Raw genomic sequence first — 15,013 nt, forward strand, 5'->3', positions numbered from 1 at the left:
GGGCTTTTTTTGTGGCCTCTCCGCTGCCCCTACTTCGCCAGCAGTTGCGCTACGTCGGCAGCGGTGAAGGTGGGGGTAGCGCCGGCGCGGGTAGCCACCAGTGCGCCGGAGGCGCAGGCAAAGCGCAAGTTCGCTTCGGGCTGCTGGCCGGCTAGCCATCCTTGCAGCAGCGCCGCCAGAAACGCGTCGCCGCTGCCAATGGTGTCCTGTACGTTCACCGGCACGCCGGGCGCGCGGTGCAGACTGCCGTTGGTCCAGAGTAAGGCGCCGTCGGCGCCGCAGGTTACGCACACGGCCTGCAGCCCGAACCGCTCGGCCAGCCACGGCAGGACCACGGAGTACTCGGTGGGCTGCCCAAACCAGTCCATGATTTCGGTCAGCTCGTGGTGGTTTAGCTTTACCAAATCGGCTTTACCCAGCAGGTATTCCACGCCGGCGCGGGTGTAATGTGGTGGCCGCAGGTTTACATCGAACACCCGAAAGCGGGCCTGCCCGAGCAAGCGGTGGAGGGTTTCGCGGGAAACCGGACTGCGGGCGGCCAGGCTACCGAACACGAACAGCTCGGCTTGGCTTACCAGTAAATCCAGCGCTGGGTCGGGCTGAATGTAGTCCCAAGCCACGGGCTGCACGATGTGGTAAGTCACCTCGTGGGCATTGTTCACGTTGGCTTGCACCACGCCGGTTGCGTGGGTGGAGCTACGCTGCACGAACCCGGTGCGCAGCCCTTTGGCAGCGGCAAAGCCGAGCAGCTCAGCCCCGAGTTCATCGTGGCCCACGCAGCTGATGAGCTGAACCGGTACGCCAAGCTGGTGCAGGTGAACCGCCACGTTAAACGGCGCGCCGCCGGGCTACTTGCCGGTGGGCAGCACGTCCCACAGGGTTTCTCCGAAACAAACTACTGGGGCGTCTGGCATGCGGATACCCATTTTCTGGCGGTGGTCATTTTCTGGGCCGAATACTCGATGCCCCAAAACACGAACTCGGTGCCACAGCCCACGCCTTTTTCGCAGAAGCGGGTGCGCTCTATCTCGTCCAGAACCGTGGTCAAGTAGGCGCCGTCTACTGCGTCGGGTTGCGGGAAGCAAGCCGCCAATACCGCCGGTATTTCCGGGGCCTTGCTGCTGGCAAAACGGTACGCTAGTTCCTCGGCAAACCCTGCTTCGTAAGGCTGCGCTTCGGTACCAGGTGGTGCGGTTTGCTGCGCGGCAAGCTGCTGTCGGTCGGCTATTGTTGCGGGTCGCTCCATGTTTCGTGTGAACCGTGCCGCTGGAACCCGGCGGTGGGTTTTGGGGAATTTTTCCTGCGCGGCTCAACTGATTTTACTGCCGCTGCTAGGTTTCCTTTAACGAGTAATTCTGCTACCCGCGTTGAGCACCGAACCCAATCCCCATAAAGGGAAGCAGGTATGCTTCTAAGCGGCCTAGCGCGGCTTGGTACCCATAAGCTGAAGCTGAGCCACGTACGATGCCCCCACCGGCACGCTAGCGCTGCCGATGCCTAGCTGGTGGCGCTCCACTTTGTCAATTTTGTCGTTAGCCACTACAAAGGAGCGGTGCACGCGCGTAAACTGCTCACGGGGCAGCAGTTCCAGCACTTCCTGCATGGTTAGGCGGGTAAGCAGGCGCTTGCCGGTGAGTACAAAGGTGACGTAGTTGCCGGCGGCTTCCAGGTACAAAATCTCCTCAAACCGCACCTTTACCTGCTCGGTCCCAATCTTCAGAAACAAGAAATCCTTGACCGGCGGCGCCGCAGTTTGGGTGCGTAGCTGCAGCTGCTCCTGCGCCTTGTTGCAAGCCTTAACGAAGCGCGCCAACGAAAACGGCTTGAGCAGGTAATCCACGGCATCGAGCTCAAAACCGGTAACGGCGTGCTCGGCGTAAGCAGTGGTGAAAATTACGAGGGGCTTTTTAGACAGACTGCTCACGAACTCCAGCCCCGAAATATCGGGCATGTTGATGTCCACAAACAGCACGTCCACGGTTTCGCGCTGCAGGTATTCCAGGGCCTGAAAGGCATCGTTAAAACAGGCCTGCAGCTCCACAAACGGCACTTTGGCAGCCAAGGAACGCAGCACGTCCAGCGCAATGGGTTCGTCGTCGATGGCAATGGCTTTCACGGGCGCGGGTGTTACAGGTCCAGGGTCAGGTGCACGAAATACTCACTGGCCGTTTCGCGAATTACGAGCTCGTGCCGGCCGGGGTACACCAGGGCCAGGCGCTGCTGCACGTTAGCCAGGCCTACGCCGGAGTGCTCGTCCAGCCGGTCCTGCTCGGGCCGGGGGTGGGTGCTGTTGTACACGTCGAAAAACAGCTTGTTTTGGGTGTGGTACAAGGTCACTTTAATCCATGACTTGCGCTTGAGGCTGATGCCGTGCTTAAAGGCATTTTCCACAAACGGAATCAGCAGCATGGGTGCAATCCAGCTGGCCGCGGGAGCTTCTTCGAAGTGAGTTTCGATGCTGATGCTGGGCGAGGACACAATGCGCAGGCTTTGGAGCTCCATGTAATTGCGCAGGTACTCAATTTCGCGGGCCAGCAGGATGCGGGGCTGGTGGTTTTCGTGTAGCATAAAGCGCATCATGTCGCCCAGCATCTGAATGCCCTGCGCAGTTCGTTCGCTGTTTTCCTGCAGGGCCGTACCGTAGAGCGTGTTCAGGGCATTGAAGAGAAAGTGCGGGTTGATTTGCGAGCGAAGCGAGTCCAGCGTGGCATTCGACTGCCCCAGCTCTTGCTTAAGCCCCGCCAGGGCCTGCTCCCCGCGCGTGCGTCGCCGAAACAGCACCCAGCTCAGCGGCGCCGTGAGCAGCAGGTGCACCACCACGTGAAACAAGCTGTAAATCCCTAGCATGTCTTCGTCGTTGGTGGCTAGCATCAGCAGGTAGCCCAGGAGCAGCGCGGAAGCCGCCAGCAGCAGCAGCACCTTTAGCAGGTAGCGCAGAAAAGCGCGTTTGTGCCCCAGCACCGACGGAATTAAGGAATAAGCGGCGTAGCAGTGCAGCAGAATTCCCGAGCCAGCCAGCATGGTCCAGAACAACAGCAGCTTGCCCATGGCCTCGGCGGCCAGCAGCAGCAGCATGCTCAGGCCCCACAAGCCCACGCCCACCACGGCATCGCGCCAGATGATTTGTGAGGACGACGGCGGGTTTTCGCCTTGCGGCCGTAAGAACGCCCCAATCCGGTGGGCAAAGGGTGGTAAAGGAAGCATTGGGCAGAGGGAGTCAGAAAGTTAAGTAAACGACTGCCGCTCGCAGCGGCTGTGCCGGATTGGGCCGAAATGGAATTGTCGGCCGGTGGCCAAACGCTTCCGGCAGCCCTTTCATCGGCAAGGTTAGGCAGCCTGCCGCGCACCCTCAACCCAATGTGATGAATGACCCAAACAAAGTGACGAATTCCGCTTTAGGGCTGCGCTCAACGGGCCGCGCATGGCGGAAAGCTCTGTATTGCTTCGTTCTGGAAGCAGATGGCAAGGGCTCGGGAGTAAGCCGTTGGCTTTGCAGTGCCGGCGGCAGCGTCTGCCCCGGCTTTGTGGGGCTTCGTCACATTTAGTTTAGGCCGGTTGCGGTGTGGCCTATTCTTGCTCCCGGTTGGCGGCACTTCTGACAGAAGCCCCAAACGGCCCTATCCTTCACCCCAGAGCAAATGGACCTGACTATCCGCAACGTTTCCAAGACCTACGCCAACGGCACCCAGGCCCTGCGTAATGTCTCCCTAACCATTCCGCCAGGCATGTACGGACTCCTGGGCCCCAACGGCGCCGGTAAATCCACGCTCATGCGCATCCTGGCCACGCTGCAGGAACCCGACACGGGCGAGATTCACCTGGGCGGTATCGACGTGGTGCGCCAGAAACATGAGCTGCGCGGCACCTTGGGCTACCTGCCCCAGGAGTTTGGCGTGTACCCCAACATGCGCGCCGAAGAATTGCTCGACTACTTCGCCCTGCTCGAAGGCATCAGGGGCCGTCTGGCACGGCGCGAAGTGGTGGAGCGGCTGCTCCGGCAAACCAACCTCTGGGACATGCGCCGGCAAAAGCTGGGCGGCTTCTCAGGCGGCATGCGGCAGCGGTTTGGCGTGGCCGTGGCCCTGCTGGGTAACCCCCGCCTGATGATTGTGGACGAGCCCACGGCCGGCCTGGACCCGGCCGAGCGGGTGCGCTTCCTGAACCTGCTCAGTGAGTTGGGCGAAAACAGCGTGGTGCTGCTCTCTACCCACATCGTGGAGGATGTGGAGGAATTATGCACGCACATGGCCGTGGTAAATCGGGGCGAAATTCTGTTGGAAGGCGAGCCGCTACGAGAGGTGCAGGCGTTGAGCGGGCACATCTGGCGCCGGCTCATTACGCGAAACGAGCTGCCCGTGCTGGAGCAAAACCACGCGGTTATTTCTACCAAAATGCTGGGTGGCCGCACGCTTGTGCACGTCTACAGCCCTGAGCAGCCCAGTCACGCTTTTGAGCCCGTGGAGCCGGATTTGGAAGACGTGTATTTCACGGTCATGGCGGGGCTCCGCGGTCAGTCTGTTAACCAGCCGCAGCCGGCCCTCGCGCTATGAAACTCTGGGGAATTTTCTGCTTTGAGCTGGCTTATCACCGGCGGCGCCCGGCAACTTGGGTGTACCTAGCCGCTTTTCTGGGCTTGGCCACCTGGGTTACTTCCGGCTTTGTGGGCGACGCCCGCGAAGGCGGCTTTCACTTTAACGCGCCCCTGCTGGTGGCGGCCGTTACCGTTATTACCAGCTTAATCGGGCTGCTGGTTACCGCTGCACTGGCCAGCGAAGCTGCTACCCGCGACCTGCAAACCCGCCTAGCGCCGCTGCACTACACCGTGCCCGTGAGCAAAGCCACCTACCTGGGCGGCCGCCTACTGGGCGCCGTTGCCGTGAATGCGCTGTTGCTGGCGGCCGTGCCGCTGGCTATGCTGGTGGTTGCCCGCTTGCTGAAACTGGAGCCCGAGCTGATCGGCCCCTTTCGGCCGGGTGCCTACCTAAGCGCCTACTTGCTGCTGGCCTTACCGAACGCCGTGGTGAGTACCACGCTGCTGTTTGGCGTGGCGGTGCTCAGCCGGCGCGTAATGCCCGCCTACGCCGGGGCGGTGGTGTTGTTTGTGCTCAGCTTGGTCAGCAAAGAATTCATTGCCGATCATTTGGGCCAGTGGACCTTGGGCAAACACCTCGACCCCATGGGTTTCACGGTGCTAAGTGCACTCTGGCACAGCTGGTCTCCGGCGCAAAAGAACACGCATTTAGTGGGACTGGGCGACGGTTTGCTTACCAATCGGCTGCTGTGGCTGGGCCTGGCTTTGGGCACCCTGGCCCTGGCGTACCTGCGTTTCCGCTTTGCGCACCACGCTCCCGGCAAAAGCTGGCTTGCCCGCATCCGCCAACGTTTCACACCTCACTCGGCCGAAGCAATGCCCACTCGGGAGCCAGTCCGATTTTATCCGTTGGTGCCGCGCGCTTCCGCGCCTGCCGTGCCCGCTGCTACCGGTGTTACGCGCGCGCTCCAGGTGCTGGGTGTGGCGCGGCATTCCTTGCAGGCTATCCTAACCGGTTGGGGCGCCTTGGTAGTGCCGGTGCTGGCGGTGGGGCTGGTTTTGTTGGGCCCCGAGCTGCTGGAGGAAGAATTGGGCACGCCCAGCTTGCTTACCACCGGCCGCATAAGCACCCTCACCGGACACCTGATCATTCGATTAATGGTTGCGGCCCTCACCACCATGTACGCGGGCAAACTGGTGTGGCAGGAACGCGAAGCCGGCCTGAGCGAACTAGCCGATACCGCACCGGTGCCCAGCTGGGTGCTGTACACGGGCAAGTTCTTAGGGCTAGCGCTGCTGCTGGCTGGTCTACAGGTCTTGTTTATGGCCGGCGGCATGCTCATGCAAGCCCTGGACGGGTACTTCCGCTTCGAAGTGGGCTTGTACCTGCGCCTGCTGTTTGGGCTGCGGCTGGCCGATAACCTGTTGTTTGCGGTGCCGGCCTTTGCCGGGCACGTGCTGGTGCGCGACAAGTATGTGGGTCATCTGCTGGTGTTCCTGCTCTACCTGTTCACGGCCTTTGCCGAGCAGCTGGGCGTCGGGCATCACCTGCTGGCCTACGGCTCCGACCCTGGCTGGCGGTATTCTGCCATGAACGGCTTTGGTACCAGCCTCGGCCCCTGGCTGTGGTTTAAGCTGTACTGGTTTGGCTGGGCTTTGCTGCTCGGTATGGTGCTGATGCTGTTCTGGACGCGCGGACGGGAACCGAGCCTCGGCTGGCGGCTCCGGCTGGCGCGCCGCCGCTTCACGCCTGGCATTGCTGCGGCAACGCTGGGCGCGGGAGTACTGGTAGTGCTCAGCGGCGGGTTCATTTTCTATAACACCAACGTGCTGAACCATTACCGGCCCGAAGCCGCGCAACACCAACACAAAGCCGAATTCGAACGCCGTTACGGTGGGTACCGCAACGTGCCGCAGCCGGTGCTCACCGGTACCCGGCTCCATGTAGAGCTGTATCCGCAACAGGCCCGGGCGCAAGTGCGCGGCACCTACCGGCTCGTTAACCAAAGCCACGTTGCCATCGACTCCATTCACGTGGTTTCACACCCCGAGGTGCGTACCCAAGCCCTCAGCTGCGACCGGCCCACGCGCCTGGCGTTGGCCGACGAAACGCAGGGCTACCATATTCTGGCCCTTTACCAGCCCCTGCAGCCCGGCGACACGCTGCGTTTGCACTTCGAGCAGCACATTGGCACCGTGGGTTTTGCCAATTCACCCGGTAGTATAGGCGTGGTGCCCAACGGCACCTGGCTCGAGAAGGACTGGCTGCCCGCCGTTGGCTACCAGCCGAGCCGCGAGCTGCACAACGCCGGTCTGCGCCGGCAGCAGGGCTTGCCGGTGCGCCCGGCCATACGCTCGGTACACGATGCAGCGGGGAGGCAAAGCGCCAGGGGCCGGGAGCGAATCGACTTCGAGGCCACCATTGGTACCGACGCCGACCAAACGGCCGTGGCGCCCGGGGCGCTGCGCCGCAGCTGGCAGGAACGAGGGCGACGCTATTTCCATTACGCCACCCAAGCACCCATTCGCAACATTTACGCCCTGTTTTCGGGCCGTTACGCCACGCACGAGGCGCAGTGGCAAAACGTCCCGATTCAGGTTCTCTACCACCCCGGTCACGCCCACCTTGTGCCGCGCCTCGTGCGCAGCGCGCAAGCCTCGCTGGCGCACTACAGCCAGCACTTCGGACCTTACCCGCTCGGCCAGCTGCGGCTGGTGGAAACCCCGGGGGCCAGCGGCGGCATGCGCCTCACGGCCTATTCGGGCACTATTATGTACACCGAAGGCTTTGCCCTCACCAATCCCGGCAACGACCCGCGGCACCTGGACCTGCCCTTTGCCGTAATGGCGCACGAGGTTGCGCACTTGTGGTGGGGCCACCAGGTAGTGCCCGCCTACGTGGAGGGTGGCGCTCTGCTCACCGAAAGCCTGGCCTGGTACAGCGCCCTGAACGTGGTGGAAGCTTCCGACGGCCCCGAGCGCCTCGCCCACCTCATGCACATGATGCGGCGCGAATACCTCACGCCGCGCGAAAGTGCCGCCGTACCTCTGCTACGCGCCACCGACCATTTCGACGTGTACCGCCGGGGCCCTTTCGCCATGTACGCCCTGCGCGAGTACCTCGGCCACGACCAGGTGAACGGCGCCCTGCGGCAGCTGCTTCGTAAGCACGGTTCAGGCCGCCCGCCCTATCCTGTTTCCCTCGACTTGTACAACGAACTGCAAGCCGCTACCCCCGATTCGCTTCGGTACTTAGTGAAAGACCTGCTGGCCGCCAACACATTCTGGGAGTTGAAAGCCATCAAGGCCCACGTTGAGCCTGCGGGTGCTACTAGCTGGCGACTCAGTTTGACCATCAACGCCCGGAAGGTAACCGTAGACAGCGCAGGCCAGGAAACCCAGGTTCCGCTGAATGACTTCGTGGAAGTGGGCGTGTATGCCGCCGGTGAAAACGGTGACCAAGGCCGGGAATTATACCGGCGTCAGCACCAAATCCAAGCCGGAACCCAAACCCTGACGGTAACCCTCCCGCACAAACCCGCAAGTGCCGGCATCGACCCGCGCCGTTTGCTCATCGACCGGAACATAGATGATAATTTCCAGCAGATAAAGTCAGAGCAAGCGCGTAGCCTTTAAGGATAGCCCCTGTGGCCTAGTCTTGGTCAGGGGGCCTCCAAGAGTTACTGCTTCAAGCGCATGTATTCTTTGCGGATATTTTTTCGAAAAAAATCCAAACAAAATTGTGGCTTCATAAGTATTGATGCTGGATTCCCAAAACGGGAATTCCGCACCGATACCAACGGGCACCAGCAGGACTGGGCAGTTGATGCCCAGCCACGGCAAGGCCCCGTTGACATACGCTACCGCTTCCATTAGCGAAAACCTATACCTCCGCGTAGCAGGTTAGCGTGCTTGCGCCGGCTTAGCAACACCGTATCCGCATTGATACGTGGCCGCTAACCGGCAAGGCAAGTCCTTCCGAAGATCCACAATTCTCGTTTTCGAGGCTTTTTCTTTCTCCAATGAAACATTTCTGCTCCCTATTGGCTCTGGCTCTCTTTTTCGGCTCGAACTCAGCCATGGCTCAAACGGAAACGGCTCAGCTGACCGGTTCACTGGAAACAGATACGGAAACCATGTCCGTTGCCGGCTCGGCTAAACGCTTGGCCTGCTCACAGCTGGAAGGCCGGGTGCTCAACGCCGAAGGTAAGCCCCTGATTGGCGCAACCTTACTGGTAAAAGGCACGCAGTACATAACCATTACCGATCAGGATGGCCGATTTAAGCTGGAAGCGCCTGTTCAGGAAAAGCAAATACTCACGGTGGAAGCAGCCGGTTACACGCCCCTGCTGCTGCCCTTAGCGTCGTGCTCTTTACCCGATTTAACGCTGGAGCGCGACGCTTCCACGCGCATTAAGCGCAGCGGCAAGCGCGCCGGGCAAGTTACCCGTGTTGGCGACGCCTTCCTGCAATAAATTGTATTTCCCTGCTTTGCCCTCGGCGTAACCTGCTACCTAGCAGATTTCGCCGAGGGCAAAGCAGCTTACACCAAGTTCGTTTAACCTGATTTTAATGCGCTAAACGGCCTTCTACCATACCTAGTAGCCCATTTAGCGTGTGGGCCGTGGGCATTGAATTATCTAAAGATTCTAATACTTAAAAATCGTGGTAGGCCTGCGCTTATTTTAAAGAAGGAAAGCCAACCTTCAACGAGTTTATTCCCGCTTTGAGCGAAACTTTCCCGTTATGGGAATGTTTTATTTCAGCTTTACAGGACTTTTCTAATTCAGGACTGCCATACGGCTCCCTTTGGTCGAGCCCCAAACCACGTTTTTTTCAGAATAATGCAAAAAGCTCTACTCAGTACTGTGACCAAAGTCATCAGTGGCGCGTCTCTGGGCCTGCTTGTTTTGGTGTCGGCTTGTAGCTATTCCAACGGCGGCGACCCGGCTCCTTGCAATGACCCGACGCCGGTGACTTATGCGGGCGTTATATCCCCCATTTTCGACACCAACTGCCGCTCCTGCCACGGCGCCGGAGTTTACCAGACCTTAGGCGGCGGCAACGATTACAGTAGTTACCAAGCCATTAAAAACCAGTCGGCGCGGCTCATTCTGGGCTGCATCTCGCACGAAGCTGGCTACAACCCCATGCCCAAAGGCGGCGCCAAGATTTCGGCCTGCGACATTGCCCGCATCAAGTCCTGGATAGATGCCGGCCAGCCCAATAATTAAGCGGGCTGAGCCAAGCACACGTGCTATGAAACCGGGACCGGTCTGCTACTTATTGGGCTTGCTGTTGGTGCTGCTGGTTGTTTCGCAACCGGGCTGGGCGCAGGCTAAGTACATGACCAAAACGGGCCGGGTTAGCTTCTTCTCCACCAGCATCATCGAGGACATCGAAGCCCACAACACAGCGGTGGCAGCGGTGCTGGACCTGGGAACGGGCCAAATGGCGTTTTCCGCCCCCATTAAAGAGTTTACGTTCAAGCGCAGCCTAATGCAGGAGCACTTTAACGAGAACTACATGGAGTCGGGGAAATTCCCGCGGGCTACGTTCACGGGACGTTTTACGGGCGCCGACGCGGCCATGCTGGCCAAATCGGGCAGCCACCCGGTGCAGGTAGAGGGTACGCTCACGCTGCACGGCGTGGCCAAGCACGTAAAGGTGGCCGGCACCATGGAACAGAAAAACGGGCAGGTTCTCGCCTTCGCTTTTTTCAGCGTGGCCCCGGCCGATTACGGCATTGATATTCCCATGCTGGTGCGCGAGAACATTGCCAAGATTGTAAGCATCAAAGTAAGCCTGACCTGCGACCCCGCGGCAGGAAACGCGGCGCCGTTACCCAGCGCCACCAATTCCAACTGACTTTCCGAGCGTTTATGAAACCACGTCGACTCCGTTTTTCCTTTTTGCTGAGCCTGTGCGGTGCATTACTGGCCCTGGCTCCGGCGGCCCAGGCGCAGGACGACCTGCTGGGCCAGCTAGAAAAAGAAACCACCGACCCGCTTAAGCGGGAAGTGGTTACGGCTACGTTCAAGGGCAACCGCATCATCAATTCCCAATCGGTGGAAATGCCGTATGCGGGTGCCATGAGCTTCCTGATTCAGCACCGCTTTGGCACGCTGAACAGCGGTGCGTACAACTTTTTTGGCCTCGATCAGGCCGTACTGCGCCTCGGGTTAGAATACGGCCTCTCCGACCGGTTCACGGTGGGCATTGGACGAAGCTCACAGGAGAAAACCTTCGACGGTTTCCTGAAGTACCGCGCCCTGCGCCAGACCACCGGCCCTCGCCCGGTACCGGTAACGGTGGCGCTGGTAGCCTCATCGGCCATTACCACCCTCAAGTTCAACACTCCCGCGGAGCGCGACTTGTCCTCGCGCGTGACGTACGCCTACCAGGTGCTGATTGCCCGCAAGTTTAATGAAGGCTTGTCGGTGCAGGTGATGCCCACGCTCATCCACCGCAACTACGTAACCAGCTCCGTTGAAGACAATGACGTGTACGCCCTGGGGGCAGCCCTACGCCAGAAAATCACCAAGCGCACGGCTTTAACGGCCGACTATTACTACCTGCTCTCGGACCATACTGCCCAAAACTTTCGCAACGCCCTCGGGCTGGGCGTAGACCTGGAAACCGGCGGCCACGTGTTTCAGTTGCACGTGACCAATTCGCTGGGCATGACGGAGAAGTTCTTTGTGCCCGAAACCACCGGCCGCTTTTTCTCCGGCGACATCTACTTCGGTTTTACCGTGGCGCGCAACTTCACCATCAAGCCAGAACGGCGCTAAGTTTTTCTTCGTGCTTACCAAGCCTTTTTACCGCCGGCGCCGCTGGTTGGCCGGCGCAGCCATGGCCGCAGCCCTGTTTACGTGGAGTAGTTGGGAAGAGCCCAGCCTGCACGAATACGCCCCACCCACTGAATTTATTACCCTGAGCGCTCCGGCGCTGCAGGAAGGTCCGGCGGCAGTGCAGCTTCAGGCGCGGGCCCAAGCCCTGCCCGGCGTTACCGCTTGCGCGCTGCGCCCGCAGAAGCAGCTGCTCACGGTGGCCTACAACCCCGAGCGCCTAAGCGCAGCGGAGCTGTGCCGGGAGTTGGGCAACCTGCGTCCCTTGCCCGTAGCCGCACCCGACCCGGCCGGGCGGCAGTGCCCGGTGCCGCCCGGTTACGTGCAGGCCATGGAGCGCGTGCGCTTCGCGCTGAACCTGCGCCGACTGTACGTATCCATCTGATTTCCTCTTACTCCACTTTACTCCTTCCCTATGAAGCGTTCCTTACTCTTCGTTAGCCTGCTAACCGGCACCCTGCTGCTTAACTCCTGCGGCAAGCAAGAAGAAACCCCCAAGCTGTACGACCGCCTGGGCAAAACCGAGGGCATTGCCAAGATTGTTGACGGCCTGATTGCGAACGTGGGCGCCGAGTGCGGCACCCCTAACTCGCTGCTTTTCCGCACGCACGAAGCCCTGCTCGAATCGACCAAGCCCGGCTCTACCGACCCCAACCGCCTGCAGCGCCTGCGCAACCACTTCATCGACCAAGTGGGTGAGGCCACCGGCGGCCCGCTCACTTACAAGGGCCAAAGCATGCTGTCGGCACACACGGGCATGGCCATTACCCATGCTGAGTTTGCCGTGTGGCGCACCCAGCTGGAGGCTTCGTTGAACAGCAACGGCGTATCGGAAGCCGACAAAGCCGAGCTTTACCTCATCATCGACAAAATGCATAACGACGTGGTAGGCCACTAATTGGCTGACCCGGCACCGCCTACAAATTCTGTCGGCGGTGCCGGGCTGCCGAGTGCCCTTACCCTCGATTTCAACTTCTTTTGCCCCATGCACCAGCCATTTAAGGCCGTCAGTTTAACCCATAAGCACGCCCCTTTGGCCGTGCGGGAGCTGCTGTCGCTCGACGAAGCTGCGTGCCGCCGCTTATTGGGCGTGCTGCACAACGAGCTGGGTTTGCAGGACGTGCTTGTGCTGAGCACCTGCAACCGCACGGAAGTATATTACAGTGCCCCGCACGACTGCCGCGACGCCATTGTGGCGGCTTTGTGCCGGGTGCAGGGCTTGGAAGCGAATCCGCAATTCCCCGGCTTTTTTCAATCCCTGCCTACAGCAGCGGCCGCCGCGGAACACCTGTTTGAAGTGGCCATGGGCCTGGACGCGCAAATCGTTGGCGACCAGCAAATCAGCAACCAGGTGAAGCGCGCCTATCAGTGGGCCGTGGATGAACAAGCGGCCGGCCCGTTTCTGCACCGGCTGCTGCACACCGTGTTTTTCGCTCACAAGCGCGTGGAGCAGGAAACCAGTTTCCGCGACGGAGCTGCCTCCACCTCATACGCCACGCTGGAGCTGGTAACCCGACTTACGGCACACCTGCCAGCCCCCAGGGTGTTGGTGGTGGGCACGGGGGAAATAGGCGCCGATACCTGCCGGCATTTCGGCGCCAGCCGCCATTTCCCGCACGTAACCGTGTGCAACCGCACGCGGGAGGCCGCCGAAGTCATTGCTGCCGAGTGCGGTTTGCAGGTGCTGGACTTTGCCGATTTAGCCCAGGGCCTGCAGGATGCCGATGTAATTATATCGACGGTAGCCACCAGCAAGCCACTCATTACCGAGTCCCTGGTAGCTGACCTCGATATTCTAAGCTACAAGTTCTTGGTTGATCTTTCCATGCCGCGCAGCATTGAGCCGGCCGTGGAAAACGTGCCGGGCCTGTTGCTTTATACCCTCGACGAGGTGCAAACAACCACCTCGGCCACGCTGGAACGCCGGCTGGCGGCCGTGCCCCAGGTACGCGCCATCATTGCCGATTGCCTGGCCGAATTACGCACCTGGAGCGACGAAATGCTGGTTTCACCCACCATTCAAAAGCTAAAAAACGCTCTGGAGCAGCTGCGGCAGGAAGAGGTAAGCCGCCATTGCAAAAACCTGTCGGCTGAAGAGCTGGGCCGGGTAGAGGAACTCACCCGCTCCATGGTGCAAAAGATGCTCAAGAAGCCGGTGCTGCAACTTAAAGCCGCCTGCCAGCGGGGCGAACCAGGCCCGTTGGTAGAGGTATTAGCCGCCCTTTTCGACCTGGAGAGCCAGCCCGTCACGGCGTCGGGTTGGTAGCCTGGCTTGGGCTCATTCCTGCGCATCTTGACGTAACGCGACCCTGGTACAGTCGTGTTTTTGCGGCAGAACCTCGGTTATTTCGAATGTTTCTTCTAGCGTCAACGGCTGCGCTCCTTCAACGGTAAACCGCATTCGTGGCAAATACCCGCACGATGTTTGGCGCACGAAACTGAGCCAAAGTGTACCGGCCGCGGGTTTAGGCAGGCGGGCTTGCTTATCTTGCAGGCCGGCCTTTCAGGGCCGTATTCCCTGTTTTTGCTGCCATGGCCAAGTCAAACAAGCGGACTTCTATTGCCGACCTTGCACAGGAGCTGGGCCTCTCCGTTTCCACCATTTCGCGGGCGCTGAACAACGCTTTCGACGTTAGCGAAGCCACCAAAGCCCAGGTGTGGGCCCTGGCTGAAAAGCTGAACTACCAACCAAACAGCCTAGCGGCGGCCCTGCGGCGGGGCCGCAGCAACATGCTGGGCGTTATTGTGCCGCACATTAACGGCGCGTTTTTTCCGGCGGTGGTACACGGCATTGAGGAAGTGGCCAGCCAGGCGGGGTTCAGCGTGCTGATCTGCCAGTCGACGGAAGATGTAGCGCGCGAGAAAAAGCACGTGGAAGCGCTGCTGAAGGCGCAGGTCGACGGAATTCTGGTGTCCATGTCGAACACTACCCAGGACTTTGCGCATTTCGAGCGGGTACGCAGCCAGGGCACGCCCCTCGTGTTTTTCGACCGCATGCCCGATTTTCCCCAGGCCTGCGGGGTGGTGGCAAACGACTACCGCGGCGCCTACCAGGTAATGGAACACCTCATTGCGCAAGGCTGCCGCCGCATTGCCCACCTGGCCGGCCCGCAAACCGTTAACACCACCCTCGACCGTTTCCGCGCCTACCAGGATGCCCTATTGGCCCACGGCCTGCCTTACGACCCTTCCTTGGTAGTACCGCTTGCCAACTCCGGCGTAGAGGCTGGCGGCGCTGCCATGCAGCAGCTGCTGCAGCTCCCCTCCCGCCCCGACGCCGTGTTTTCGGCCTACGACTTTCCGGCCGGCGGCGCCATGCAAGTACTGGAGGAACGGGGCTTCCGGGTGCCGGAGGACATTGCCCTGGCCGGTTTCAGCAACGAGCCGTTCACGACCATGGTAAAGCCCAGGCTGACGTCGGTAGACCAGCGGGGCAAGCAAATGGGCGAAGCCGCGGTGCAGCTGTTTCTGCAGCTGGTCAAGCGCAGCGAGGTCTTCACCGGCCAGCGCATCGTGCTCAAGCCCCAGCTGGTGGTGCGCGAGTCGTCGTTGCACAAGCAGAAGGAACCGGTGCTACCCAGGTAAGGGCTTTTGGTCCGGCGTACTATTAGGGGGCACTCAGAAAACAGAA

Annotated in this window: 13 protein-coding genes and 1 pseudogene; 10 read left to right on the forward strand and 4 right to left on the reverse strand. The window is 60.5% G+C overall.

The window, feature by feature from the left end:
• Nucleotides 1-29: 29 nt before the first annotated feature.
• The 4 genes and pseudogenes from ABD903_RS12670 to ABD903_RS12685 all read right to left on the reverse strand — a co-directional run.
• Nucleotides 30-836, reverse strand: a pseudogene (locus tag ABD903_RS12670) (carbohydrate kinase family protein); the annotation flags it as partial.
• Nucleotides 837-895: 59 nt separating this feature from the next.
• Nucleotides 896-1,246: a hypothetical protein gene (locus ABD903_RS12675; RefSeq protein WP_345224754.1), complete on the reverse strand. Its 351-nt coding sequence runs from the start codon at nucleotides 1,244-1,246 to the stop codon at nucleotides 896-898.
• A gap of 174 nt (nucleotides 1,247-1,420) precedes the next feature.
• Nucleotides 1,421-2,116 carry a LytR/AlgR family response regulator transcription factor gene (locus ABD903_RS12680; RefSeq protein ID WP_345224755.1) on the reverse strand — a complete coding sequence of 232 codons (696 nt, stop codon included), beginning with the start codon at nucleotides 2,114-2,116 and terminating at the stop codon, nucleotides 1,421-1,423.
• Nucleotides 2,117-2,127: 11 nt separating this feature from the next.
• Nucleotides 2,128-3,204 carry a sensor histidine kinase gene (locus ABD903_RS12685; protein WP_345224756.1) on the reverse strand — a complete coding sequence of 359 codons (1,077 nt, stop codon included), beginning with the start codon at nucleotides 3,202-3,204 and terminating at the stop codon, nucleotides 2,128-2,130.
• Between the two features lie 434 nt (nucleotides 3,205-3,638).
• Between ABD903_RS12685 and ABD903_RS12690 the strand changes: the two genes are divergently transcribed.
• The 10 genes from ABD903_RS12690 (at nucleotide 3,639) to ABD903_RS12735 (ending at nucleotide 14,967) form a co-directional block, all read left to right on the forward strand.
• Nucleotides 3,639-4,550 carry an ABC transporter ATP-binding protein gene (locus ABD903_RS12690; protein WP_345224758.1) on the forward strand — a complete coding sequence of 304 codons (912 nt, stop codon included), beginning with the start codon at nucleotides 3,639-3,641 and terminating at the stop codon, nucleotides 4,548-4,550.
• Entirely contained in the window at nucleotides 4,547-8,167 is a 3,621-nt protein-coding gene (locus ABD903_RS12695; RefSeq protein WP_345224760.1) for an ABC transporter permease/M1 family aminopeptidase, read from the forward strand. The genes ABD903_RS12690 and ABD903_RS12695 overlap by 4 nt, the downstream gene beginning before the upstream one ends.
• 386 nt (nucleotides 8,168-8,553) lie before the next feature.
• A complete protein-coding gene (locus tag ABD903_RS12700) occupies nucleotides 8,554-9,006 on the forward strand; it encodes a carboxypeptidase-like regulatory domain-containing protein (protein ID WP_345224761.1) in 453 nt (150 codons plus the stop codon).
• Nucleotides 9,007-9,375: 369 nt separating this feature from the next.
• On the forward strand, nucleotides 9,376-9,765 hold the full coding sequence (locus ABD903_RS12705; RefSeq protein ID WP_345224763.1) for a c-type cytochrome: 390 nt from the start codon (nucleotides 9,376-9,378) through the stop codon (nucleotides 9,763-9,765).
• Nucleotides 9,766-9,790: 25 nt separating this feature from the next.
• Nucleotides 9,791-10,399, forward strand: coding sequence for a YceI family protein (locus ABD903_RS12710; protein WP_345224765.1), 609 nt, complete (start codon nucleotides 9,791-9,793; stop codon nucleotides 10,397-10,399).
• 14 nt (nucleotides 10,400-10,413) lie between these two features.
• A complete protein-coding gene (locus ABD903_RS12715; RefSeq protein ID WP_345224766.1) occupies nucleotides 10,414-11,325 on the forward strand; it encodes a DUF5777 family beta-barrel protein in 912 nt (303 codons plus the stop codon).
• 10 nt (nucleotides 11,326-11,335) lie between these two features.
• The gene (locus ABD903_RS12720; RefSeq protein WP_345224768.1) at nucleotides 11,336-11,767 is read left to right on the forward strand and encodes a hypothetical protein; all 432 of its coding nucleotides are present in this window, start codon (nucleotides 11,336-11,338) and stop codon (nucleotides 11,765-11,767) included.
• Nucleotides 11,768-11,797: 30 nt separating this feature from the next.
• Nucleotides 11,798-12,280, forward strand: a complete 483-nt coding sequence (locus tag ABD903_RS12725; RefSeq protein WP_345224770.1) for a group I truncated hemoglobin — start codon at nucleotides 11,798-11,800, stop codon at nucleotides 12,278-12,280.
• Nucleotides 12,281-12,367: 87 nt separating this feature from the next.
• Nucleotides 12,368-13,648 carry a glutamyl-tRNA reductase gene (gene hemA, locus ABD903_RS12730; RefSeq protein ID WP_345224772.1) on the forward strand — a complete coding sequence of 427 codons (1,281 nt, stop codon included), beginning with the start codon at nucleotides 12,368-12,370 and terminating at the stop codon, nucleotides 13,646-13,648.
• A 266-nt stretch (nucleotides 13,649-13,914) separates the two neighbouring features.
• Complete coding sequence (locus ABD903_RS12735) at nucleotides 13,915-14,967, forward strand: LacI family DNA-binding transcriptional regulator (protein WP_345224774.1); 1,053 nt, start codon at nucleotides 13,915-13,917, stop codon at nucleotides 14,965-14,967.
• Nucleotides 14,968-15,013: the final 46 nt, after the last annotated feature.

Origin of the sequence: Hymenobacter koreensis (genome assembly GCF_039541855.1) — a bacterium.
Lineage (GTDB): Bacteria > Bacteroidota > Bacteroidia > Cytophagales > Hymenobacteraceae > Solirubrum > Solirubrum koreensis.